Annotated in this window: 15 protein-coding genes; 6 read left to right on the top strand and 9 right to left on the bottom strand. The window is 50.0% G+C overall.

Going from position 1 to position 24,512, the window contains the following annotated elements; genetic code table 11:
• The first annotated feature begins 16 nt into the window (after positions 1–16).
• Positions 17–367, top strand: coding sequence for a MerR family transcriptional regulator (locus tag BMY16_RS02770; RefSeq protein WP_091839724.1), 351 nt, complete (start codon positions 17–19; stop codon positions 365–367).
• Positions 368–400: 33 nt separating this feature from the next.
• On the opposite strand, the gene BMY16_RS02765 is transcribed toward BMY16_RS02770, so the two are convergent.
• From BMY16_RS02765 to BMY16_RS02735, 7 genes are all read right to left on the bottom strand, one after another.
• Complete coding sequence (locus BMY16_RS02765; protein ID WP_091839880.1) at positions 401–3,652, bottom strand: S41 family peptidase; 3,252 nt, start codon at positions 3,650–3,652, stop codon at positions 401–403.
• Between the two features lie 20 nt (positions 3,653–3,672).
• A complete protein-coding gene (locus BMY16_RS02760; protein WP_091839723.1) occupies positions 3,673–4,641 on the bottom strand; it encodes a pectinesterase family protein in 969 nt (322 codons plus the stop codon).
• Between the two features lie 14 nt (positions 4,642–4,655).
• Positions 4,656–6,923 (bottom strand): RelA/SpoT family protein, encoded by a 2,268-nt coding sequence (locus BMY16_RS02755; protein WP_091839720.1) that lies wholly within the window; start codon positions 6,921–6,923, stop codon positions 4,656–4,658.
• Between the two features lie 45 nt (positions 6,924–6,968).
• Positions 6,969–8,468, bottom strand: coding sequence for a lytic transglycosylase domain-containing protein (locus tag BMY16_RS02750; RefSeq protein ID WP_244512833.1), 1,500 nt, complete (start codon positions 8,466–8,468; stop codon positions 6,969–6,971).
• Positions 8,469–8,514: 46 nt separating this feature from the next.
• Positions 8,515–9,243 carry a DUF5683 domain-containing protein gene (locus tag BMY16_RS02745; protein ID WP_091839874.1) on the bottom strand — a complete coding sequence of 243 codons (729 nt, stop codon included), beginning with the start codon at positions 9,241–9,243 and terminating at the stop codon, positions 8,515–8,517.
• A 78-nt stretch (positions 9,244–9,321) separates the two neighbouring features.
• Positions 9,322–10,245 (bottom strand): ParB/RepB/Spo0J family partition protein, encoded by a 924-nt coding sequence (locus BMY16_RS02740; protein ID WP_091839717.1) that lies wholly within the window; start codon positions 10,243–10,245, stop codon positions 9,322–9,324.
• Positions 10,246–10,248: 3 nt separating this feature from the next.
• Positions 10,249–11,016: a ParA family protein gene (locus BMY16_RS02735; RefSeq protein WP_091839715.1), complete on the bottom strand. Its 768-nt coding sequence runs from the start codon at positions 11,014–11,016 to the stop codon at positions 10,249–10,251.
• Between the two features lie 120 nt (positions 11,017–11,136).
• Between BMY16_RS02735 and surE the strand changes: the two genes are divergently transcribed.
• From surE to BMY16_RS02710, 5 genes are all read left to right on the top strand, one after another.
• Positions 11,137–11,904 (top strand): 5'/3'-nucleotidase SurE, encoded by a 768-nt coding sequence (gene surE, locus BMY16_RS02730; RefSeq protein WP_091839712.1) that lies wholly within the window; start codon positions 11,137–11,139, stop codon positions 11,902–11,904.
• Positions 11,905–11,984: 80 nt separating this feature from the next.
• Positions 11,985–13,097, top strand: a complete 1,113-nt coding sequence (gene lpxB, locus BMY16_RS02725) for a lipid-A-disaccharide synthase (protein ID WP_091839710.1) — start codon at positions 11,985–11,987, stop codon at positions 13,095–13,097.
• Positions 13,094–14,404: an NCS2 family permease gene (locus BMY16_RS02720; RefSeq protein ID WP_091839707.1), complete on the top strand. Its 1,311-nt coding sequence runs from the start codon at positions 13,094–13,096 to the stop codon at positions 14,402–14,404. Before lpxB ends, BMY16_RS02720 begins: the two co-directional genes overlap by 4 nt.
• A gap of 9 nt (positions 14,405–14,413) precedes the next feature.
• Positions 14,414–15,112 carry a DUF5020 family protein gene (locus BMY16_RS02715; RefSeq protein ID WP_091839704.1) on the top strand — a complete coding sequence of 233 codons (699 nt, stop codon included), beginning with the start codon at positions 14,414–14,416 and terminating at the stop codon, positions 15,110–15,112.
• Between the two features lie 10 nt (positions 15,113–15,122).
• Complete coding sequence (locus BMY16_RS02710; RefSeq protein WP_091839701.1) at positions 15,123–16,313, top strand: uracil-xanthine permease family protein; 1,191 nt, start codon at positions 15,123–15,125, stop codon at positions 16,311–16,313.
• Positions 16,314–16,353: 40 nt separating this feature from the next.
• On the opposite strand, the gene BMY16_RS15785 is transcribed toward BMY16_RS02710, so the two are convergent.
• Positions 16,354–19,188: an Ig-like domain-containing protein gene (locus BMY16_RS15785; RefSeq protein ID WP_091839697.1), complete on the bottom strand. Its 2,835-nt coding sequence runs from the start codon at positions 19,186–19,188 to the stop codon at positions 16,354–16,356.
• Between the two features lie 17 nt (positions 19,189–19,205).
• Entirely contained in the window at positions 19,206–24,125 is a 4,920-nt protein-coding gene (locus tag BMY16_RS02700; protein WP_139207105.1) for a beta strand repeat-containing protein, read from the bottom strand.
• Between the last annotated feature and the right edge of the window lie 387 nt (positions 24,126–24,512).

Below are 24,512 nucleotides of genomic sequence, written 5' to 3'. Positions count from 1 at the left end.
AAATAAGGAGGTAATTATGGCACTGAATCTGAACAAGAACCTGAAGCTCTACTACTCCATCAAGGAGGTGGCAGAGATGTTTGAACTCAATGAGAGTACGCTTCGCTACTGGGAGCAGGAGTTCCCATTCCTGAAGCCGAAGGTAAGCGGACCTTCAAAGGTGCGTCAGTATCAAGAAAAGGATATTGAGCAGATCCGGTTGATCCATAACCTTGTGAAGAAGCGTGGCTTCAAGATCTCCGCAGCCCGTAAGATCCTGACGCAGAACCGCAAAGGTGCAGAAACCAAGGCTGATGCCCTGGAGCGCCTGATAGCGGTGCGCGATGAACTGCAGGTATTGAAGAAACAGTTGGATTACCTTCAATAAACAATAATCCCAGCCATTTGGCGGGGATTATTGTTATCTGGGTCTTCCTCCGAATTCATCCTTATGCTTCTGCTTGAAGGCATCGGCTTCCTTCAGCATTTCCTCAACGGCTCTCTCCAACTGCCGATCTCGTCCGCTGAGATAATCCTCAGGGGTGTTATAGACAATGATCTCAGGCTTCAAGAGGGTGTTCTCGCCATAGTCGCCACGCATATCAATACGCCCCACCTGTGGGATACCGAAGGTGATACCGTTGACGAGTGTCTCCCACCATACGCTGGAAGCTGTACCTGCTACAGGCGTTCCGATGAGCTTGCCAATCTGCAGGTCCTGATATTCACGAGGGAATCCGCATGCATTACTATAGTCATCCTCACAAATCAGAACACACGAAGGACCAATCCATTGGGCTGAAGGCTCTACACCAAGGTACTTGCCGTGAGCCAGGAAGTGAGAGTGCTGACGTCCGCTCAGCAGGTGGCAGAGGTCGTCGTGCAGATATCCACCACCATTATGGCGCTCGTCTACGATGACTGCATCGCGATTACGGTTATCCTCATTCAACAACTCATTATAGAGCTTACGGAAACAGTCGCCATTCATTGAGGCGATATGCACATAGGCCACACGGCCTCCAGAGAGGCTGTCCACCATCTGACGGTTGCGCTCTACCCAACGGTCATAGAGCAGATCGCTCAACTTCGACTTCGTGATGGGTTTCACAGTAATCTCCTTACCGCCAACGGTGAGACGTACAGGTCTATTGGCTTTGCCTTCCAATAGCGGAAAGTAGTCTTCACCTTTCTTGATGGTTATGCCATCAATTCGCTCGATAATGTCGCCAGCCTTGATACCCGTCTTACGGATGGAAAGTGGACCGCCATAGACAATCTCAGCGATCTTCAGACCATCACCTTCGTAGTTCTCATCGAAGAAAGCACCCAATTCTGCAGTCTGTGAGGGAGCCGAAGGACGATAGCGGGCTCCTGTGTGCGAGGCATTCAGCTCGCCGAGAAGTTCACAAAGCATCTCGCCGAAGTCGTACTCATTATTAATATAAGGTAGGAATTTGGCATAGATCTCACGATATTCCTCCCAGTCTACACCATGAATGTCGGTGCGGTAGAACTTATCCTTCACCTGTCGCCAAACATGGTCGTAGAGGTTCTCACGCTCTTTATAGGGACGATAGTTAAAGGTAGCCTCAAAGTCGATGTTTGAAGGCTTGCCTTTGGCGAGGTCGATCTTCTTGATGCCACCCTTGCCAATCTGGTAGAGTTCCTTCATCTTTTCATCTGTATCCAGATAGCCACGCCCTATATCTTTCAGCACAATCTCCGTTTTACCCTCCAGCAGGTCGTGCTTCCAAAGGTCATAACCACCCTCGAAGGCTGCCTGGTAATAGAGTGTATCACCCTTGGCTGTCATCACGGCATCACCAAGTGAAGAAGAGTTGGCCGTCACTCTTACCACGCGTTTACGGCAGTTCTCCAGGTCGAGGCTCAATACTGGTACAGAAGCAGGAGCCTTCGTGGCTTTTTCGTTCTTGCCGGATTTGGCGGAAGCCTCGGATTTCTCCGATTTCTTGGGGTTGTTGGCTTCGTCTAAGAGGGCTTTCTCTTCCTTCGTCATGAGGAATCGCTCATAGGCGTCGATGTCGAAGAACATCAGGAAGTAGTCTCTCTCCACACCATGTCCACCATGGTTCTTATAACCCTCACGGTCACTGCGGAAGAGCATGGCCTTACCATCAATCACCCACTTGCCGTTATCGTCGTTATAGGCGCTGTTCGTCAGGTTGAAAGGCTTCTCTTTGCCTGAGGCATCGAGCAGGGCGATGTCAGTATGGTGGTAGCCACCGTCACCGATATAACTGGCAAGGAGCCACTTGCTGTCAGGACTCCAGGCAAAATCGATGTCGCCATCGCTATAGGAGAAGACAAACTTGCCGTCCATCACTGTGCGGATTTGCTTGCTGGCGAGGTTGATGATGCGGATGGTGCCGCGGTCCTCGAAATAGGCTATCTCCTTACCGTCTGGACTATACTGCGGCTGGAAAGAGGTCTTGTTCTGATTCGTCAGCTGTTCCTCCTTGAGGTCGGTGGCATAGGTAAACTGCTTCTCGTCCTTGTTCTTGATAGTGGTCTGATAGATGTTCCAGCAGCCGCCACGCTCCGAGGCATAGGCAATGCTGCGGCCGTCAGGTGAAAAGCTGATGCTACGTTCCTGCTCTGGTGTATCTGTGATGCGCTTTGTGGTCTTGTACTCGGTAGAGGTGACATAGACATCACCGTGAAGCACGAAGGCAATCTCCTTGTTCTTGGGCGACACACTGATCTCCGTAGCTCCTGTAGTCCTTACCTGACGAATCAAGTCACGATCGGCACGGTCGCTAACAATGGTAACGGCTACATGCTGCGGCTCACTGCCTGCACGGACGGTGTAGATCTCGCCGTCGTAGCTATAACAGAGTGTGCCGTCGTTGGCTGCCGTCAGATAACGTACAGGGTTCTTCTGATGACGTGTGATCTGCTGTTCCTGTTTACCGTCCACGCTGCGACAGTAGATGTTCGATGTGCCGTCTTTCTCACTCAGATAGTAAAAGCCACTGCCATCGGCTTTCCATACAGGGTTACGGTCTTCACCGCCGAAGTCCGTCAGTTTAGTGTAGGCTCCCTTGGAGAGTAACCAGATGTCACGGCAGATAGGCGATTGGTGGTGCTTACGGAATGCATCCTCACTGCCCTTCATATCCTGATAGAGCAGATCGCCCGTCTGCTGGTTGATGCTGAGGGCAGCCATGGCGATGGCAGAGAACATACGGGGTCTGCCGCCATGGAGTCCCACCTCATAGATCTGTGGAAACTTGGCACTGGCAAAGATGTTCGACTGTGCCGAGGGCATCGCATTGGTGCTGAAAAGCACGTGGTCGTTGTCCTTAAATGCCAAGGGAAGTTCGGAGCCGCTGTTTGTGGTTAGACGTGTGGGCTCTCCACCATATTGTCCGACGACATAGACGTCGAGACTTCCCTCACGGGCAGAGGCGAAAGCAATCTTACTGCCGTCAGGACTCCATACAGGATAGGCATCGTAAGCGGGGTTGGTAGTCAGCTGTCGGGCTACACCCCCTGTTGTAGGAACCGTAAAAAGGTCTCCTTTGTAAGAAAACACAATCGTCTTGCCGTCTGGAGAGATTGCGCTATAACGCAACCAGAGCGGCTTTTGCTGTGCCATTGTCGTGAGAGAAGTGGCGACACAGGCAATGGTAATAAGTAATTTCTTCATGCGGTTGTTAGCTTTTGAGTTTATTGTAGCGGATTCCATTTGGAACCTACAGAAAATACAGTCTCTGGTGTAATTTGGGCAGCCTCCTTTTTCGTGAGCTGATGACTCCAGACCACACGGTCCTTGGTTTTTGCTCCCTCGCCACTGTTGTTGTATTCAAGATAGCGGGCTGTTTGTTCGTGCTGCTTCTCCCAGTGGTGCCATCCTTCAGGACGGATATGACCTCCAAGTTCGCAATTCATGAAAAGTGTATAACCGTAATCACGCCAAGGACGCCCCAGATATACCTGGTCTACGCCTTCTTTGGCAATCAGACGACAGTTATTAAATATGTAGCCATAAGCTTGATCCTTAGGTGTGGAGGCTGCTGTGACATAGGAGTTGACAAGACTCTCGATGGTGCAGTCTTCAAACCATGCAATGGACGGGCCAAAGATAAAGTCTGTGGTGCCGCAGATATAACAGCCTTTGAAATACAGGCGGGTACCGGCCACACCAGTGTAGATGGTGTCCTGATGACCGATAAAGCGGCAGTTGATAAAGAGCAGACGATCACCTTCTGTATGTAGTGCTACTGCCTGTCCTAACCGAGCGGAGTTGTTCTCGATGGTGAGGTTCTTCAGCGTGATGGCATTACCCTCTATCTTCAGCGTGTAAGTGCGGAAGGTACCCATGGGCTTGCCTGTCTCCGGACGTTTCACATTGGCGTGGTCGTCATAGGTGATGATGGTCTTCTCCTTGCTTTCACCGCAAATCTCGATGTTCTGCAGCCACTGGGGAATGATCAGCTTCTCTTTGTAGGTACCGTTCTTTACGAAGATCACTTTGTGATAGTCCATAAAGGCCCGGCATACCTCGATGGCTTCGTCGATGGTACGGAACTCTCCCGTGCCGTCGCGTGCCACGAAAATCGTATCCGGGTTGTCGTAGCTTTTTGCTTGTGCTGCGACCGTAAGTGTTACAGCGATTAGTAGAAGTAGTTTTTTCATATTGTAGTTGATTTTTACATGATTTCCGAGATTTCCTTGAGGTCAGGCACTCGCTTGAGGTTGTCGATGATGGTTTTTACATCCTCACGGTCGTGGACGCGCAAGTCGATGCTTCCGTCGAAGATGCCGTCTTCACAGGTGATGGTTATCTTATGGATGTTGACATTCATCTGAGAAGAGATAATCTGCGTAATCTCGTTCAGCATTCCCACACGGTCGATACCGCTGATGCGGATGGTGGCGTCGAAATAGAGAATCTTGTGCATGTCCCACTTGATATCGAGGATGCGGTTTCCGAAGCTTGACTTCAGCTTGGCGGCCACGGGACAGGTGCGCTTGTGAATCTCTATCTGGTTTTTATTGTTAATATAGCCAAGGGCATCGTCGCCGGGGATAGGATGACAGCAGCCCATGAACTTATACTGGTTGATGTTCTCCTCATTGATGAAGATAGGCTTCTTGCGGTTGAACTTCTCTGGTACGATAAAGAGGTCATGCTTCTGCGTCTCTTCCTTTTTCTTCTTGCCCACAAAGGGCACATATTTGCGCCAGCCGATGCCGTCGTCGCTTACCTTATTCTTACCGTTCAGTTCGTCGATATCCTTCTCGCCCAAGAGTACGATCTTCTCTCCTAAGGCCATATAGAACTCTCCACGTTTGCTGTAGTCATGGAATTCCGCCAGTTTATCAGCCAGCACAAGACTGGGTTCGAAGCCGTTCTTCTGCAGGAAGGCATTCAATGTGTCTTCTCCCTTGCGCTGTATCTCACGGTTGTCACGGCGCAGGATGGCCTGAATCTTAGCCTTTGCCTTCGCCGTAGAGACGAAATTGATCCACGACGGACTGACGTGCTGCGACTTGGATGTGAGAATCTCTACCTGATCACCACTCTGCAACTTATGACTCAGTGGCACGAGCTTGTGATTCACCTTGGCACCGATACAGTGGCTGCCGAGGAAGGTGTGGATGGAGAAGGCGAAATCGAGGGCTGTACAGTTGGCAGGCAATGTACGGATTTCTCCCTTCGGGGTAAATACGAATATCTCACTGGCAAAGAGGTTCAGTTTGATGGTGTCGAGGAAGTCCATGGCGTCGGGCTGTGGGTCGTCGAGGATCTCCTTGATGGTGCGAAGCCACTCGTTCAGTTCGGTTTCGTCCTCCGTATATTCTTCTTCTACGCCGTCTTTGTATTTCCAATGGGCAGCAAATCCCTGCTCCGCAATCTCGTCCATGCGGTCTGAGCGTATCTGTACCTCTATCCAGCGACCTTGTTTCGACATTAGCGTCACATGGAGGGCCTGATAACCGTTGGCCTTCGGGTGTGAGAGCCAGTCGCGCAGACGGTCTGGATGTGACTTGTAGATCTTCGAGATGGCTACGTAAATCTTGAAACACTCGTTGATTTCGTCCTCGCGGTTGTTGGGTGTGAAGATGATGCGCACGGCGAGGATGTCATAGATCTCCTCAAAGCTGACGTGCTTGTTCTGCATCTTGTTCCAGATGGAGTAGGGGCTTTTTACGCGTTCCTTAATCTCATATTTGATACCCATCCCCTTAAGGGCTTCCTCGATGGGAGTGGTAAACTGTGCAAACAGTTCGTCACGGGATACACTGGTGGACTTCAGTTTGTTCTCGATGGCAGCAAACTCATCGGGATGCTCGAATCTGAAACTTAAGTTCTCGAGTTCCGATTTGATTTTGTTGAGGCCCAGACGGTTTGCCAGAGGGGCGTAGATATAGAGGGTCTCACCCGCAATCTTGTATTGTTTGTTGGCAGGCTGCGAATCCAGCGTACGCATATTGTGTAGACGGTCGCAGATCTTGATAAGGATCACACGGATATCATCGCTCATCGTCAGCAGCAGTTTCTTGAAATTCTCTGCCTGTGCTGAAGCCTGTTCTCCGAAGATACCACCACTGATCTTCGTCAGTCCGTCTACAATCTGTGCTATCTTGGCTCCGAAGATATTCTCGATATCCTCCACGGTGTAGTCTGTGTCCTCTACCACATCGTGGAGCAGGGCCGCACAGATACTTGTGGATCCGAGACCGATTTCTTTACAGGCAATCTGCGCCACCGCAATCGGGTGCATGATATACGGCTCTCCCGACAGTCGGCGCACACCCTTATGCGCCTGACGGGCAAAGTTAAAGGCCTTCGTGATGAGGTCCACTTTCTTACGGTGTCGCGACGCCACATAATCATTCAGTAATACCTCAAACGCACCGTTAATCAGTTGGTCGTCAGCTTCTTCCTGCAATTTTAGTTCATCTTCTGCCATAGTAGTCTTCATTTTTCACTTTTCGCTCCTTTCTTCTCACTCCTATCACTTCACTCGGAGCTTCTTTCCTGCCCGGATGTTGTTGCCCTTGATACCGTTCAGACGCCTGAGTTTTGCCACGGTTGTACCATTCTGCTTGGCAATCTGCGAGAGGGTCTGTCCTTTGCGGATAGTCACGCTCCTGTTGCTCCTGCCACCTCTTGCACTGCTGCGTATTCTGCCTCTCTTGGCGTTTCTGCTGTAACGGCTGCTATGGCCCTTGCTCCTGCGTGAGAAGGTGGGTATATCGTCGGCCACATCCACCACGGCACGCTTCGTCAACAACTCTCCGGCACGGTAGTTATAGATGGAGTCTTCTAAATCAATGAATCTGCCGGTATCAGCCAGTGGCAGACGGATGGCATAGGGCTTGGTGTTGCCAGGTACGATGTCACGACGGAACTCGGGATTGATGGTGCGCAGGATATCGGCGTCTAAACCAAGCACTCCGGCAATCTGCTCCAGGTGTACATCCTTGTGTACTACGACGGTATCGCTCTGTGCCGGCAGACGGGTGGTCATCGGACAGATATTGTGTTCGCAGTAGTAGGTCATGATGTAGTTGGCGGCAATGAAGGCAGGCACGTAGCCACGGGTCTCTGCCGGCAAGTAGGGGTACAGTTTCCAGTAATCCTTGTCTGCCTGGGTGATGGCGTCACTCTCTGTACGACCATTGGCGGCACGGTAACGGCGGATGGCCTTGTTGATATTCTCCGGACCGCAGTTGTAGGCGGCAATCACTAGGTTCCAGTCACCGAAGATGCGGTAGAGGTCCCTCAGGTAGTGGGCAGCGGCATACGACGACTTCACGGGGTCGCGGCGCTCATCCACCAGTGAGTTTACTTCCAGGCCGTATTGTCTGCCTGTGCCAAGCATGAACTGCCAGAGACCGGTAGCACCAACGCGTGACACGGCCTTCGGGTTCAGTGCCGACTCAATGATAGGCAGGTATTTAAGTTCCAGAGGTATCTGATAACTCTCCAGGGCCTCTTCGAAAATGGGCATATAGAAATTGGCGGCACCCAACAGGTAACTCACGGAATAGCGAAGTCGCCCTGCATAGCGGTCGATGAAGCGCTGCACGATGTCGTTATAGGCCATCTCCATCGCCGTCGGCATCCTGCTCAGACGTTCGATATATACCTCCTTGGGGTAGGTGGGGTTCTCGTTCTTCATCTCACAGTCGCCGGGACTCAGATAGTTTTTCGACATATAGAGGTTCAGCAGACTATCGAGGTCATAGGTCATGGCCTCGGGGAAATCGATGATCTCTTCGTTGCCGGCCTTGTCGGTGACGGATATCTCGTCCTCGGTGGGTATGATGTCGTCATCCCCATCCAGATTCTCATCCTCATCCAGATCCTCGTCCTCGTCCTCGTAGTCATCTACATCAATGTCGAGACTGTCCGTGACCTCAGGGGTGGTAGTCACTATTTGCGCCTGCAAATTGTTGCTTGCTCCCGCCAGCAGCATGGCGGCTATCATCCAAAATAATCTTTTCTTCATTATGTCTTTTTTACCTTTTTACTTTCTTACCTTTTTACCTTTGCTCTCAGAAGTTCAGACTGCACTGCAGTCCTACCGACGAAGCGTCGAGCAGATTGTTCGACGAGTGGTTGTTGATGACTGTAGGCTCCACCTTCAGACTCAGGTCTTTGGAGATGTCAAATACCGAGAGTTCTGCATCCACATAGGCATCGATTACCGAGAGGGCATAGACCCCCACGAGAATGAAAAAGCTCAGGTCGCGCCACCGTCTGAAACGGTCCTTACGTTTCTTGAAGACATCCACATAACGACTTTTGTTCGAATCGTTAATCTTCGCACCGAGGTGCAGGAACTGGTTATAACTCTGTGTACCTGGGTCATTATCCGTCAGGTCGAGATAGGCCTGAGAGTAGTCCTTGTACATCGTGTTGTTCCAGTTCATGGCATACAGACAGCCGATGAATCCGCCATACACGATGGGCAATTTCCAGTACTTGCGGTTATATATCTGTCCACCGCCTGGGATGACGAGTGCCAGCCACAGGGCCCTCTTGGGGTCAGGGCGCCAAGTGCTCCAGTCTTTAGCGGGCTGTGTCTGATTCTTCAATGTCGAGTCCACCAGCAACGATACTTCCTTGTTGATGTTCTTCATCAGTTCTTCGTCCGTAATCGTACTGTCGTTGATGATAGCCTTCACACTGTCTGGCAGGTTCTTGTCGACGACGGTCTGCAAACTGTCAACAGCCTTCTTGAGCAGCATCTCCTGGGCATGGCCCTGCTGTAGGCCTGCCATCAGAAACAGCATCATCGCCAGCAGACGCTGACATCTTATATATCTAACTTTTCTCAACGTTTCCTTCTGTTATTACGCTTACTTATTCTTGACCTTGTCGAACGCTCTCAGAATGCCCTCCAACTCGTCCTCATTGACAAATGGAATGCTGATGCGTCCCTTGCTCTGTGGTGAGCAGGTCATCTGTACCCTGACGCCGAAGAGCTCCGACAGACGGTCTCTCAGGATGCTGTACTCCAGCGGCAGCTGATTGGGAGCGATGGTACGCTTCACGTTCTGCAGACTCTCTCCCGACTTGATGGCCTGAACCATCTCCTCCACCTTTCTGACGGAATAGCCGTTACGCTTCACGTCGTTGAAGAGCTTGATCTGTGCCGAAGGACTGTCTATCGAAAGCAGGGCCCTGGCATGTCCCATATCCATCTCCTTGTTCTTCAAGGCCATCTGGATGGGGGCGGGCAGCTTCAGCAGACGCATATAGTTGGTGACAGAGGTACGGCTCTTGCCTACGCGTTCGGAGATACGCTCCTGGGTAAGTCCCAAGGTATCCGAGAGATGCTGGTAGGCGAGGGCTATCTCGATGGCGTTCAGATCTTCACGCTGGATGTTCTCTACGAGGGCCATCTCCATGACGTCATCGTCGGCAGCCGTCTTGATATAGGCAGGCAGCGACTCCAGACCAGCCATCTGAGAGGCTCTCCAACGGCGCTCACCAGCAATGATCTGATACGTGCCCTCTTCCGTCTGTCTGACGGTGATGGGGGTGATGAGGCCAATCTCACGGATACTGGCAGCCAGTTCCTTCATGGCACTCTCGTCGAATTCCCGACGGGGCTGGTTAGGGTTGGGTTCAATGAGTTTGATGGGAATCTCATTCAGGTTCGATGTTCCTTTTGTCTGTATGTCGCTGGTATCTATCAGGGCATCCAGGCCTCGGCCTGTGCCGATGCTATCCAAGCCGCGACCTAAGACGTTGCGGTCGTATTTCTTCTTAACAGCCATAGTTTATTTTTTGTTTTTAAATATGATTTCGTTGGCAAGGGCTAAATGGTTCTTTGCTCCCGTGGAGTCTGCATCGTAGAGAATGGCGGGCAGACCATGGCTTGGTGCCTCAGAGAGCTTGACGTTACGCTGGATGACGGTTTTGAAGACGAGTTCCTGGAAGTGGCGCTTCACTTCGTCGTAAATCTGGTTGGCCAGACGCAGACGACTGTCATACATCGTCAGCAGGAATCCTTCTATCTCCAGCTGCGGGTTCAGTTTGTTCTTGATAATCTTAATAGTGTTCAGCAACTTGCTGATACCCTCCAGGGCAAAATACTCACACTGCACCGGTATAATCACGGAGTCGGCAGCTGTCAGCGCATTCACGGTGATGAGGCCCAGCGAGGGTGAACAGTCTATCAGGATATAATCGTAGTCTATACGGATGGGGTCGAGCATTTTCTTGATGACCCGTTCGCGTTCACTGATATTCAGCATCTCAATCTCCGCACCCACGAGGTCGATGTGGCTGGGGATGATGTCCAGCCCGTCGATGTCCGTCGTATAGATGGCATCGCGAACGTCGGCATGGTTGATGATACATTCATATAGTGAACAGTCTACTTCCTTGATGTTGACACCTAATCCACTGGAGGCGTTGGCCTGAGGGTCGGCATCCACCACGAGCACACTCTTCTCGAGGGTGGCGAGGGAGGCTGCCAAGTTAATGGTCGTCGTGGTCTTTCCCACGCCGCCTTTCTGGTTTGCCAAAGCAATAATCTTTCCCATTGTTCGTTATAATCTTGCTAAAAAATAAGAAATTTGGGCACAAAGTTACAAAAATATTGAGAATATCTCGTTACGAATTAAGAGATTTTTGTAACTTTGCACCGAAAACATTGATATTTTATGGAAATTAAACGCCCATTATTGCTCATTTCCAATGATGACGGCTATCAGGCAAAGGGTATCCGGCAGCTTGTGGAAATGCTTTCTGATTATGGTGATATCCTTGTCTGTGCACCAGATTCGGCCCGTAGTGGCTCCTCTTGTTGCTTCTCTGTCACGACACCGCTGACGCTGACGCTCAAGGAAAAACGTCCGGGTGTGGAGATCTGGTCATGTAACGGCACTCCTACCGATTGTGTGAAGATGGCCCTCGCCGAACTCTGTCCCCGTAAGCCCGATATGGTGATTGGTGGCATCAACCATGGCGACAATGCCTCGGTGAATACCCACTATAGTGGTACGATGGGCGTCACCCTCGAGGGCTGTATGAAGTATGTCCCCTCTGTGGCCTTCTCCCTCTGCGACCACCGTGCCGATGCCGATTTTGAGCCCTTGCGCCCCTATATCCGTGAGATTACCCGTAGGGTACTCGCCGAAGGTCTGCCCTTGGGAGTGTGCCTGAATGTTAACTTCCCCCTCGTTGAGGCTTTCCAAGGTGTACGTGTCTGTCGCATGGCAAAGGGCACATGGAGCAGTGAGGTGACGAAATGTCACCATCCGCGTGGCTACGACTATTGGTGGATGGTAGGTCATTACCAGAACGATGAGCCTGAGGCTGAGGATACCGACAACTGGGCGCTTACCCACGGTTATGTCGCCATCACCCCCACACAGATCGACGTCACCGCCTACGAGGCCATCGGCCTCCTCCGCCGCTGGAACCTGTAATGTTCAATTTTCAATCTTCAATCTTCAATTTTCAATCTTCAATTTTCAATCTTCAATTTTCAATCTTCAATCTTCAATAAATGAAGTACTATCTTATAGCTGGCGAAGCCTCTGGCGACCTTCACGCATCCCATCTGATGCGGTCGTTGAAAGAAATTGACTCCCATGCGGAGTTCCGTTTCTTTGGCGGCGACCTGATGGCAGCCGTCGGCGATACCCTCGTGAAGCACTATCGTGAATTGGCCTATATGGGCTTTGTTCCTGTATTGCTTCATCTTCCGACGATTCTCGGCAATATGAAGAGGTGCAAGCGTGACATCACCGAATGGCAGCCAGACTGTGTGATTCTTGTGGACTATCCCGGCTTCAATCTGAACATTGCAAAATATGTAAAATCACGGACAAACATCCCCGTCTATTACTACATCTCTCCAAAGATATGGGCATGGAAGGAATACCGCATCAAGAACATCAAGCGCGATGTTGATGAGCTCTTCTCCATCCTCCCCTTCGAAGTGGAGTTCTTCGAGCAAAAGCACCATTACCCCATCCACTATGTGGGTAATCCTTCAGCTGATGAGGTGCGCGAGTTCTTGGCTGCCTCCCCCTCTCATAAAGAAAAAATCATTGCCTTGTTGGCTGGTTCGCGAAAGCAGGAGATCAAAGACAACCTCCCCGCCATGATCGAGGCCGTGAAACCCTATATGCAGCACTACCGTGTGGTGTTGGCAGGGGCACCCTCCATCGAACCGGCCTATTACGACAGCTTCCTTCAGGGGAGTGGGGTGGAGATTGTCTACAATCAGACCTATGAGCTCCTCTCCAAATCCCATGCCGCCATCGTCACCAGTGGTACTGCCACCCTCGAGACGGCTCTCTTCCGTGTGCCTCAGGTGGTGTGCTACGAGACGCCTCTGCCTCTCTTCATCGGATGGGCACGCAAAAAGCTGCTGAAGGTGAAATATATCTCATTAGTCAATCTTATTGCCGACAGCGAGGTGGTCACAGAACTGGTGGCCGACACCTTCTCTGTGGAAAATATCCGTCGTGAGCTCCAGAAGATTCTCGACGGACCTGCCCGTGAGACCATGCTCCAGGGGTATGATGAGGTCATCCGCCGCCTTGGCGACCAGAAGGCCCCCGACAATGCTGCGTCTATTATGTATCAACTGCTTAATCATCAGACTATATGAACAAAATTTTAGCATTACTGGGTTTCGACCCTACGAAACATTCGGTAAAGGTGGAATTGATGGCAGGACTCACCACATTCCTGACAATGTCGTATATTCTGGCTGTCAATCCCCAGATTCTTGGTGAGACGGGCATGGATCGTGGTGCCCTTTTCTCGGCCACCATTATCTCGGCAGCTATCGCTACCCTGGTGATGGCCTTCTATGCTAAGCTGCCCTTTGCCCTGGCTTCGGGCATGGGGCCGAACGCCTTCTTTGCCTATACCCTTGTGCTGGTTATGGGCTACACTTGGCAGGAGGCTCTTGCAGCGGTATTCGTCGAGGGTGTCGTCTTCATCCTCCTGACTATATTTAAGGTACGTGAGGCCATCATCAACGCCATCCCGCCATGTCTCCGCTACTCCATTGCGGTGGGTATCGGCCTCTTCATCGCCTTTCTCGGACTGAAGAATGCTGGCATCATCGTAGCCAGCGAGGGCACCATCGTTGGCATGGGCCCTTGGACGGTATCTTCCCTGATGGCTGCCGCTGGTGTCCTCGTCGGTGGTGTCCTCTTGGCCCAGGGCATCCGTGGCGCTCTGTTCTATGCCATTCTCCTCGTCACCGTCGCTGGTATACCGTTTGGCGTCACTGCTCTGCCACAGGATCTTGTGTTTATCAGCATGCCTCACTCCATGGCGCCCATCGCCCTCCATCTCGACTTCTCGCACTTCCTGACGCTCGACCTCAACTACTATATCGTGGTGTTCACCCTGCTCTTCATGGATCTCCTCGATACGCTGGGCACCCTTATAGGCACCTGTACCGGTGCGGGGATGGTGAATCCTAAGACAGGCGAGGTGGAAGGTCTTAACCGCGCCTTGCTGGCTGATGCCGTAGGTACTACAGCCGGTGCACTTTGTGGCACTTCCACTGTCACCACCTATGTGGAGAGCACGACGGGTGTGGCTGTTGGCGGTCGTACAGGTCTCACCTCTTTGACGGTGGCTCTGTTCTTCCTCTCCGCCCTTTTCTTCTCACCCTTCTTCCTTTGTATTCCCTCTGTAGCCACAGCCTCCGCATTGGTTCTCGTGGGCGTGATCATGATGTCGAGCATCACAAAGATCAACTTCTCCGACTTCTCCGATGCGCTGCCCTGCTTTATCACCATGGTCACTATGCCCTTCACGGGCAGCATCTCCGAGGGTATCGTACTTGGTATCCTCTCCTTCGTTGTTGTCAAGGGGTGTACGGGCCATCACAAGGAGATATCCGTTGTGATGTATATCCTTGCAGCCTTCTTCGTTCTGAAATACATTGTTAATTAAATAAGGTATATGAAAAAGTTATTGACAATCGTCCTGATGGCAGCAGCTGCCATCGGCGCAAACGCACAGAATGTGCAGGTACATTATGATTTCGGACGCCATCTCTATCCTGATCAGGAGGAAGGCCGTCAGTCTGTAACGATGACCCTCGAGCAGTTCAAGGCCGATAAGTGGGGTTCATGGTTCTATTTCGTGGATGTCGACTTCTCCAATAAGTTTGTGGAGGGTGCCTACACCGAGATCTCACGCGAGTTTACCATCGGTAAGAAGGGCTTCGCCGCCCATGTGGAGTATGATGGTGGTCTGAACCGCTTCGGCTCTTTCCAGCAGTCAGCCCTCCTCGGTGGTGCCTGGAATGGCCACAGTGCCGACTTCTCGAAGACCTACTCCGTACAGCTGATGTACAAGCGTTACTTCAAGAGCTATGAGTACACCTCGGCCTACAACAGCTTCCAGCTCACAGGTGTCTGGGGCCTGAACTTTGGCAAGTCGTTCACCTTCTCCGGCTTCATCGATTTCTGGCGTGGCGAAGATGCCGATGGCCATGGTCAGCTCGTCATCCTCTCCGAACCCCAGCTGTGGTACAACGCCAACAAGCACCTGAGCCTCGGTGGTGAGATAGAGATCAGCAACAACTTCATCTACAACACCTACGACGACAAGTCGTTCTTCATCAACCCGACGCTTGCCCTGAAGTGGAACTTCTAATCTCTCAACAATGACCCAAGAACTTTCAACCTCCAGAAAGACCATCGTAGGCATCCAGTTCCTCTTTGTAGCCTTTGGCTCAACGGTTCTGGTGCCCCTGCTTGTAGGTCTTGACCCCGCTACAGCGCTCTTTACCGCTGGAGTAGGTACGCTCATCTTCCATCTGGTCACTAAAGGCCAGGTGCCCATCTTCCTTGGCTCCAGCTTCGCCTTCATCGCCCCTATCATCTCTGCCTCCCAGCAGTGGGGCATGCCGGGTACGATTGCCGGTATCGCTGGTGTGGCGCTGGTCTACTTCGTGATGTCGGCCCTCATCAAGTGGCAGGGGCATACGCTTATTGCCCGTCTCTTCCCTCCGGTGGTCGTTGGTCCTGTCATCATTCTCATTGGCCTCTCGCTCTCTCCTGCTGCTGTGAACATGGCGAAGGAGAACTGGCTTCTGGCCTTCATCTCGCTGATCACCGCCATCCTCGTGCTCACCTTCGGTAAGGGGCTTGTCAAGCTTGTTCCCGTGGTGGTGGGTGTCGTCGTGGGTTATATCGTCGCCTTCTTCATGGGGCTCGTCGATCTCTCTGCTGTGGCTGCGGCTCCTTGGTTTGCCTTGCCTGGCAGCATCGCCCACTTCCAGCTGCCTCAGTTTGCCTGGGAGCCCTTTGTGTTCATGATCCCTGTGGCCATTGCCCCTGTGATTGAGCATATCGGTGATGTCTATGTGGTGAGCGCTGTGGCTGAGAAAGACTTCATCAAATCCCCCGGATTGCATCGCACGATGCTTGGCGACGGACTGGCTTGTCTCTTCGCCTCTCTCGTTGGCGGTCCTCCAGTGACCACCTATAGTGAGGTGACAGGTGCCATGCAGATCACGCGTGTCACCCATCCGCAGGTTATCCGCATCGCTGCCGTTACGGGTATTGTCTTTTCCGTCATCGGAAAGATCTCTGCCCTCCTGCAGTCTATCCCCTCAGCCGTTCTGGGTGGCATCATGCTGTTGCTCTTCGGCTCCATCGCTTCTGTGGGTGTGCAGCACATGATCCAGCATAAGATCGACTTCGACGTGACGCGCAATATCATCATCGCCTCCGTCACGCTGACCATCGGTATCGGAGGTGCCATCCTCACCTTTGGCACGTTCTCCATCAGTGGCATAGGCCTCTCCGCTGTCGTCGGTGTTCTGCTGAATCTCCTCCTTCCCCGCAAGTAAACAAAACTAAAGGCTCCCGATTGGGAGCCTTTGGTTTTACTTATCTGATCACGATCTTCTTTCTGTTCTGGATATAGATGCCTGCCTTGGTAGGCTTGTCTATCCTGCGTCCCTGCAGGTCGTACCAGTTGTCTTCGTTACTCTCAAGGGTGTTGTCCGTCTCCACCTTGATCTCGTTGATGCCTGTGGGGTCGTCCTCGCCAAACGTATCAACCTCAGGAGTCTTCGAATCGGGGAATCCCGGCACTCCGCCCAGCGGGTTGGTGCTGAGTGACTTGGCTGGTGAAACCTTCAGCGAGAACACCTTTCCGTGCGACTTCTCACGCTTACCGATACGGGTGCCGCGTGTGTCGGCTGTCTTTTCCAGATAGAGGAAGCAGTAGGTGGGTTTCTCCACGTTGTAGTCAACCTCCACGTCGCCTCGCTCATTCTTGACGATCTCCGTCGGTATGCCATTGTCAATCATCAGCATCAGCTTGTAGCCCGGCTCCGTCTGAACGTTCAAGATGATCTTTCCTTCGCCGTTGGGCACCATGAAGGTGATACCGCCCTTGAATGCTGCGGCAAAATCTGAACTACCTGGTATATACTGGCCTTTCTGCACATTATCCACCACAACGGCCACACCGTTGGTGCTGTTCAGGTTGTTCAGCACGATACAATTCTCCAAGGGGTCGTAATAGTCATCGTCCGTTTCCACCTGCGAGGTTCCAAGGTCCATGAGTAGTGTCATGAGCAGGTCCTTGATCACAGCGTTGGTCAGGTTCTCTATGTCAAAATCTCCTGGGGGGAAGGTCACGGTCTGTCCGTTGACGAGAGGCTTGATATACTGTCCGATGATGGCTGTTTGCGCTACAGCGCCCTCTGCTGTCACCAGCTTGCCGCCCTGGTACTGTCCTTTTGTCGGGTCGAGCAGGAACGTATATGAATCCTCGTCGATGGTAAGGCTGCTGAATCCGCTGATCACTCCGTTAGCATCGCTCGTCTCCAGCGTAGTGGTACCGGGGATGTTCTCATAGGTGGTGATCGTCAGCTTACCGCTATTGTCTGTCTCTCCCTTATTGAAGAAGATTCGGCCCAGCTTGCTGCTACCGTTCAGGAAGATGGTCAGGTCGCCCTTGCGGTTCTCTATGTCCACCGCCTTGGTGCTGTTTGTAACCACCAGCATCTTCTTATCCTCGTCATAGAAGAACTGTCCGTCGCCAAGGATATCCCTGTGGTTGTCCGACGTCACCTGTGTTCCGTCTACCCAGAGGTTATATCTCTCTTTCACAAATAGTCCGTATCTGACGGTCTGCGGCTCATACTCATCGCTACCTTCAAAGATGGCCATGATCCAAGTGTCTCCTACACCGAGAACCGTAATAACACCATTCTCATCGATGGTAGCCACATCTTCGTCGCTACTCTCGTACTTTACTTTAAGATTATTCGGGTTATTCAGCCTAGGTCCATACCAGTAGTCGCCTATATAATACTCCATACCCTCATCAGTCCACGAGAGGCCTGCATCCTGTTGCTTGCCTACGGTCAGTTCGTAGCTCGCTGTGGCACTTGCGTAGTTGTCGTTGCCGGCAAAGGTCGCTGTGATGGTTGTCTTTCCGGGACCTTTCAGCGTCACGGCTCCATCGGTGCCGATGGTGGCCACCTCCGTATTCGAACTGCTATAGGTCACAGCCACCTGACTCGGGTTGTTCAGTGTGGGCGCCGTAAATGCCTTGCCCATCTTACCCTCAGCTGTTGAAGCCGAATAGGATAGGGTAACAGTTGCCTGGCTGATGACCACATTCTTTGAGCCCGTCACGTCTGCGTAGTTTTCCATGCTGACCTGATAGTAGACGGTGTATGTGCCAACATTGGTGTAGCTGGGATTGGTGGTCAGGTCGTAGGTGCCCTCTGCGGTACCATACTTGATGGTGGCGCCCTCAGGAGCCGTAACGGTGATGCCGTGTGCCTGACCGTCGTATGTGCCTGTATAGCCTTCAGCCGTCACTTCCATCGTAGCGGCTGTAATGCTGTACACCTTGCTGGCTTCTCCAGTATAATTGCCCTTACCCGTAACGGTTACGGTATATTTGCCAACGTCTGTTCCGCCCTCGTTGGTGAGTGTATAGTCAGTGTCGAGCACCAGATTGGTCTCTCCGTCCTTCACGGTAACCGTTGGCTTCTGGTTCTCGCCGTTATATGTAGAGCTCTCCGGCGACAGGGTGATGGTCACATCAGCGATGGACTTCGGGCTGATGGTATAGGTGGCGGCGGGGCTACTCGTCGAGCCCTTCTGCCCCATATATTTACGGACACCATATATGATGACCTTACCTGTTCCTGCATTGATGCTGTCCAAATAAGCCACATTGTAGTCGGTGCCCTTTGTCAGACCGACGCCTCCAACGGTTATGGTCACATCGGGCTTGATGGCAGATCCAGTATAGGTATAGGTTCCATCGGCCACTTCCACCGTTGCATTCTCCACGCTTATTCGGCTTTGGAAGATGGCCGTCACTTCGTAGTCGTAATTTGCATCCGTCACGTCGAATGTATACGATGTCTCAGTACTAGGGTCGGCCGAATCATCGGTTGCCGTGATGGTGACGGGAGTATCGATGCCCGGTGTACGGGTCTGGGCATTCTTGCCGTCGATGGTTTTAATGGCAGAGATGTCATCTGCGGTAATATAATAGCTCCCGTTGGGTATCATGGTGAGCGTACACTTCCCGTTGGCAATGCTGGCTGAGGCGGCGTTTCCGTTATTATCCAGTGCGGTTGCCGTCGAAGTCACGGTTACGCCATTAACTTTGATTGTCCCCTCTGCCAAAGCGTTCATGCTGCCAAGCAGGGCTACGATGATAATCAGTGATTTTATATAGTTCTTCATTGTGAGTCCTCCTTTATTTATTTAACAATCATTTTCTTTCCGTTCACGATATAGATGCCGGCCTTGGTAGGCTTCTGAATCCTACGTCCCTGCAGGTCGTACCAGTCATCATTTGTCGTCTCCTCGTTATCAATCAGCGTATCGTCTATGGCTGTCGAGCCATCGTTGCCATTACCAATGCTGTAATATCCGCGTGTAGGAGCAGGATTTGTAATGAACAAATAGCAATGGTTTTGACGAATCGTGCTTGTAGCCTTCACAAACTCGTCATTGTAAAGCACATATTCCTTACCTGTAGTAGTGAGGTCGCTATTGGTAAAATTCAGAATATTCGTCGCAGGAGCCGTTGCTGTACCATCATACACCAGAGACATTCCCACTTCTGTGCTGGCGTTGCTGCGCATCAACAACAGGGGTACATTCATGGGCAGGAACTCCACAACTTCAGTTGTTACGTTGTTACCCTCGGTTCCTGTAACGGCATAGGCTGTCAGTCCTTCCGGCACCGTCATGTTCTTGTCTGTTGTATTACAATAGGTGGCGTAGAGCATATTGGGGGCGAAGGTTATGCCTTCCATGATAGCTCCCACATTGACCTCTATGGTAAACTTGTTATCCTTATTCAGGATGACCGTATGTTCTTGGGCATTGGTATTTGCCAATGTCGTGCTCAGATTTGCCTTTCCTATGCTAATGGCATTGATAACGGCATTAGGAGCAGTCTCTCCTGCGCTAAGGGTTGCTACTCCTTCAGCATCGCTGGCATACGGGTTGTCTGCAAGGGCAATGTTGTCGGAAGCCTCAATGGCTGGTGCTAATACTACGGCCTTCGTTTCACCACTCTTCATCGTAAACGTTTTGCTCTCGTAGCCGAAATGCTTACCCTTAACAGTGCTGGTTGTAGTACCATTGGCCTCAACCCAGGCAGTAACTGTACCGGGAGCAGCCATTTCGAATGGATCAGAGTACGTGGCATTTGTTACGTCAGCCGTCTCGTCAGCATAGTCAATGGAGTATTTCGTGGCAATAGTACCACCCGAATAAGTTATTGTCAGTTCCACCTTGTCGTTACTATTTAAGGCCATTGTTGGAGGCTCGGGAATGGCAATATAATTATCGGAATATAAAACCAATCCGTCGTAGGTGACGCTGCCATCCGCAAATTTATCAATGGCTGTTCCTACCATATTGAGTTTGGAGGTAGCATCAACTTTTACGAACTGTATCGATGCGGAGCTGCTAAAAGCATAGAAAACAGTAGAATCAGCAGCACAATTAATAGTGCTTTCTCCTGTCAGTTTTACTTTCAGTCCTGTGACACCAGTCTTAATGGCGTGCTTAGCACCGAATTCTTTCGTAAAGCCATTCAAGGTCAGAACCTTGTCTGTTGGGTTGTAGGTTATTGTACCACTAGTGCCATTGATGGTTGTTCTTGTATCTGTCATGGCATAATCATCAATAATGATGAACTCAGGATCATCTGTGATGATCAAAGTCGTTTCTTCAATTGGTTTCCAATAAAGACCACTACCAAGAGTTGGCCTTTCGGCAGAGATGGCGATATTACCAGATCCCCATTTTAATGACAATTCTGCACTGCTTGCTCCTGTAGCTTTTACAAAATTAAATGAGTAAGTTGTCTGTGTGTTAGCGAAAATTGCAGCGGTACCACCCGTATTTACAATACTGTTTGAACCATTTAAGGCAATGGTAAAGTCTGTTTCTCCCCTGTAATTAATACCTCCATCACCAATTGTTGCTCCATTCAGGGTGAGGGTATTGCTGCTGGGGGTGAAAGTAATCTTGTTATCTCCCAAAACATTATCCTTGTTCAGGAAGGAAACCATCGTTCCAGCAACATCTAAATTATAATACTCACCTATGATTACCGTGCCGCTTCCAGTCAAACTACCTGATACGACATCCAGGGGATTAATGACGTGCAATGTTACGTGGTTACCAAAGAAGCTGCCACCCGTATTACAATTCATCGTCAAGTTACCTTTCTCTTCGGCCGTAGACTGGATACTGATTAAAACAGCATTACCACTTGAACTCTGGAATGCTGGGTCGTCACCCGCAGAAATTGTGTTATCACCTACCAGCTCTACCGTCAGTTGGGCGAGCGAAGTGCTAAGAGCACCAGCATTGGCATTATTCAGCGTCAATGTACTGGTATTCTTATTGAAACTTATCGTACCATCACCCAACACATCAGTAGCATTGCCTGCATGGACAAGCGTCTCACCAACCTGAACACCGTAAAAAGGTACAAGCTGAGCTTCATGAACTTCGCCGTCCGATAATGTGTAATTGCCAGATGTCAACAGAGTGAGTTCATTACTAATCGTGAAATTTCCAGAGAAGCCACTGCTAATCACACCTGTATTGCTGTCATCTGTATTCTTTAGCGTCAGATTGCCCACTACGTCGCTGGTCGACTTAAAGGTCAGAGAAGGCACAACTTTTGCAGAGACATTCTGAATACAAGTGGTATTCGTGGTAATGCTGTTGGTGCCCTTGATATCAATCGTCAGTCTAGCCAAGCCTACCTTCACAGGGACTGTCAGCGTGGCACCATTCAGCGTTAGTGTGTTAGCAGAAGTCTGTAAATTGGGATCTGCTGCGGTGAATGTTACTGTCGTATTGTTTTCTCCAAGAATGTGGGCTGCATTGTTACTCGTCACCTGAGTGTCTCCAATCCACAAATTGTATAATTCATCCCAATCCACATTCGCCGTCAGATCCGCATCAGGCATCGTGAATGTGAATTCTGTATGATCGTAAGCTCCGTTATTTTTTATTTCCTCAGAAGCTACATTAATGTTTACGTCACTCAGGGTCAGCCTTGGCTTATAGCCTTCAATAGGAGTTGCATTGATTCCAACTTCATTTCCAGGCAGGGCATAGACATCATAGGTGTTATTGCTTTGGTTATCCACTGACAAATAATAAGTGCCTTCTTTTGCGTGGGATTCTCCCCCTATTAATGATGGCGTAATTGTAATCTTCTTCGTGCCGGCAAGTTCCACTTTGCCTATTTCGTCGGAAATACCGTTTCCAGAACTATTACTTCCAATACCGCGCTCGGTTTGCCCGCTCTTTACTTCAGCAGCTGCGTCACCTTCCTTGGTAGAAGTAGAGACGGTTTTATCGTAATAATTACTACTGATATTCGTGAAAGACTCATCTTTATCAAGACCCAAAATTGCTCCTGCGTGAGATTTGTTATCATTGTCACCCACATTATCGGCACTGTTGACTGTAGTTGTGCCTGTAACAGAATTCCCGGAAATGACGGGGAAACTTCCGCTGTTATCCTCATCCCATCCCACAATACCTCCGGAGTAACTATTATGTCCGTTACCATTTAAATTGCATGTACTATTGATTTCAACGTCAGTAACTGTACATCCGTTGATTTCAGATCCACCATAAACATAACCAGCAATACCTCCGGCAACAACATCACCATTATTTGAATCTGTGGTGGAAGAAGTTATTACACCACCATTGACGGTGCAATCTTTTACAACGCCATTAAAGACCATTCCTGTAATACCACCAGAATTAGTGCTTTGTGAATTACCACTGCTAATAGTACAAGAGGTGACTGTGCAATTCTCAATTGTTCCGTAGTTCAAATAACCGGCAATGGCACCATTTCGGTTTCCATTCCCGAATTGACAACTGTTGAGAGTGAGGTTCTTTACGGTTCCTCTGGTGATTACGTCAGTATTCTGATTGATTCTGCCAATATTTCCAAAGAGTCCTGCAACGCCATCTGGATTTGTAGCGCTGAATATTAATCCTGTAATGGTTTTTTTGTCTCCATCAAAGGTTCCGACGAAACTTTTGTTATTATTACCTATTGGTTCGAAACCAGTCTGGTTCGTGCAATCAATGTTCCCACCGAGTTTGATGTACTCAGTGCTCAATATGTCATTATTGACGTATGTAGCGAAGGTCTTCAAATGTTCGAATGTACTAATAATGAATGGTGATCCCTCTGTGCCTGCGCCACCACCCAATATTGAATTTGTTATAGTGGCTGAGGTAATACTGCCGTTATTCCAAGTGGGAATCCAATACAAACCAATCATAGTGGGTGCATCGTCATTATAGAATCCCGTGATTAAGCCATTACCGTTTAATATTAGTGAACAATTTTCGCCACCTGCCGTGAATGATATCTGAGGTGCGGTAGTGCCATTGCCATCATAAGAAATGTAAGGGATTGAATTCTCACCATTGATCTTGATCGTGAGGTTATTGTCAGCCTTCCAAGATATCTTGTTTGTCAGTGTCGCACCATTGAGTGTGATTATGTTCGTTCCATCGAATGTGGCGGTTGGAGTCCCATTATTCTGGAAAATATTGTCCTTGTAACCAAGCTCGCTTTCAATGTTATGCACTTGTATGCCGCCAACCATAAGCTCGTACACGGCTGCTGTAGTGTAATAGTGATAAGTGGTGTTGCCGTCAGTGATGTCAAATTGCTTAAAGCCGGTATCGGGATCAGTTATAAACCTAGAGATACTGCCGGTGTATTTTAGTGTTGCACTTTCTGCATCGGTAATCTTTTTAATATGTAGACTGCATGTTGCTGCTGCGTTAGTAGATCCTATGTCGCCATTAACAGTGTTTTTGCCAGACATCTGAATTGTAAGGTCTGGGTTGTTGCCAGCGCCCGTCCACGTGATATTACCATTAATGGTAGCACCAGTCATTGTGAGAGTGTTGCTGGAGGAGTTGTAAGACACTGTACCGGTGATGTTGGCTCCTTCGATTGCTCCGGTTTGACCATCAGGGGATATGCCTGCAACCGTGATGGTTTGTCCCAGTGCTCCTAATGGCACGAGGAGGAGTGTTAGTAACATGGAGAGCTGTCGTAGCTTCCTGAAGAGTGGAGTGGGGTTGAGTAACAGTTTTCTCATAATGGTTTTATTTTTTTTGTTATTAATTCAGCTTGTCGGGTGCAAAGGTACGAAGATTTTTCGGTAGGTCAGTGAACATTTTCTTCCAATCTTGTCTGCATTTTCTTACAAAGTGCCTTTTTCCCGTGTTTCGCCTGCAAAGATACATAAAAAATCGCAAACGGCCAAAGAAAAACTTGTTTTTCTTAAGAAACCATTCGACTTTTTCAAGGGTAGTACAGTCCTAGTCCCTAGTCCCAAGTCCCAAGTCCCAAATTGCAAAATTGCAAAAACAAAAATCAAAATGTGATTAGGGGACGTCTTGGTCAAGGGGAGTCGAGAGGTTAGGGGGAAGTGGGATAGTAATAATAGTTTATATTAAATATATTATATATATATTATATTATA

This window comes from Prevotella sp. ne3005 (assembly GCF_900110085.1).
Taxonomy (GTDB): Bacteria; Bacteroidota; Bacteroidia; order Bacteroidales; family Bacteroidaceae; genus Prevotella.
Note: the sequence above shows the minus strand (reverse complement) of the source record. Positions and strands in the feature narration are given on the sequence as shown.

What these genes read in the sequence shown, in the direction of transcription:
- BMY16_RS02750 (WP_244512833.1), bottom strand. Translation starts at nt 8,468, where the DNA reads ATGAAGAAAAGATTATTTTGGATGATAGCCGCCATGCTGCTGGCGGGA.
- BMY16_RS02740 (WP_091839717.1), bottom strand. Translation starts at nt 10,245, where the DNA reads ATGGCTGTTAAGAAGAAATACGACCGCAACGTCTTAGGTCGCGGCTTG.
- BMY16_RS02735 (WP_091839715.1), bottom strand. Translation starts at nt 11,016, where the DNA reads ATGGGAAAGATTATTGCTTTGGCAAACCAGAAAGGCGGCGTGGGAAAG.
- BMY16_RS02720 (WP_091839707.1), top strand. Translation starts at nt 13,094, where the DNA reads ATGAACAAAATTTTAGCATTACTGGGTTTCGACCCTACGAAACATTCG.
- BMY16_RS15785 (WP_091839697.1), bottom strand. Translation starts at nt 19,188, where the DNA reads ATGAAGAACTATATAAAATCACTGATTATCATCGTAGCCCTGCTTGGC.
- surE (WP_091839712.1), top strand. Translation starts at nt 11,137, where the DNA reads ATGGAAATTAAACGCCCATTATTGCTCATTTCCAATGATGACGGCTAT.
- BMY16_RS02765 (WP_091839880.1), bottom strand. Translation starts at nt 3,652, where the DNA reads ATGAAGAAATTACTTATTACCATTGCCTGTGTCGCCACTTCTCTCACG.
- BMY16_RS02710 (WP_091839701.1), top strand. Translation starts at nt 15,123, where the DNA reads ATGACCCAAGAACTTTCAACCTCCAGAAAGACCATCGTAGGCATCCAG.
- BMY16_RS02760 (WP_091839723.1), bottom strand. Translation starts at nt 4,641, where the DNA reads ATGAAAAAACTACTTCTACTAATCGCTGTAACACTTACGGTCGCAGCA.
- BMY16_RS02770 (WP_091839724.1), top strand. Translation starts at nt 17, where the DNA reads ATGGCACTGAATCTGAACAAGAACCTGAAGCTCTACTACTCCATCAAG.
- BMY16_RS02700 (WP_139207105.1), bottom strand. Translation starts at nt 24,125, where the DNA reads ATGAGAAAACTGTTACTCAACCCCACTCCACTCTTCAGGAAGCTACGA.
- BMY16_RS02755 (WP_091839720.1), bottom strand. Translation starts at nt 6,923, where the DNA reads ATGGCAGAAGATGAACTAAAATTGCAGGAAGAAGCTGACGACCAACTG.
- BMY16_RS02715 (WP_091839704.1), top strand. Translation starts at nt 14,414, where the DNA reads ATGAAAAAGTTATTGACAATCGTCCTGATGGCAGCAGCTGCCATCGGC.
- BMY16_RS02745 (WP_091839874.1), bottom strand. Translation starts at nt 9,243, where the DNA reads ATGGCAGGCCTACAGCAGGGCCATGCCCAGGAGATGCTGCTCAAGAAG.
- lpxB (WP_091839710.1), top strand. Translation starts at nt 11,985, where the DNA reads ATGAAGTACTATCTTATAGCTGGCGAAGCCTCTGGCGACCTTCACGCA.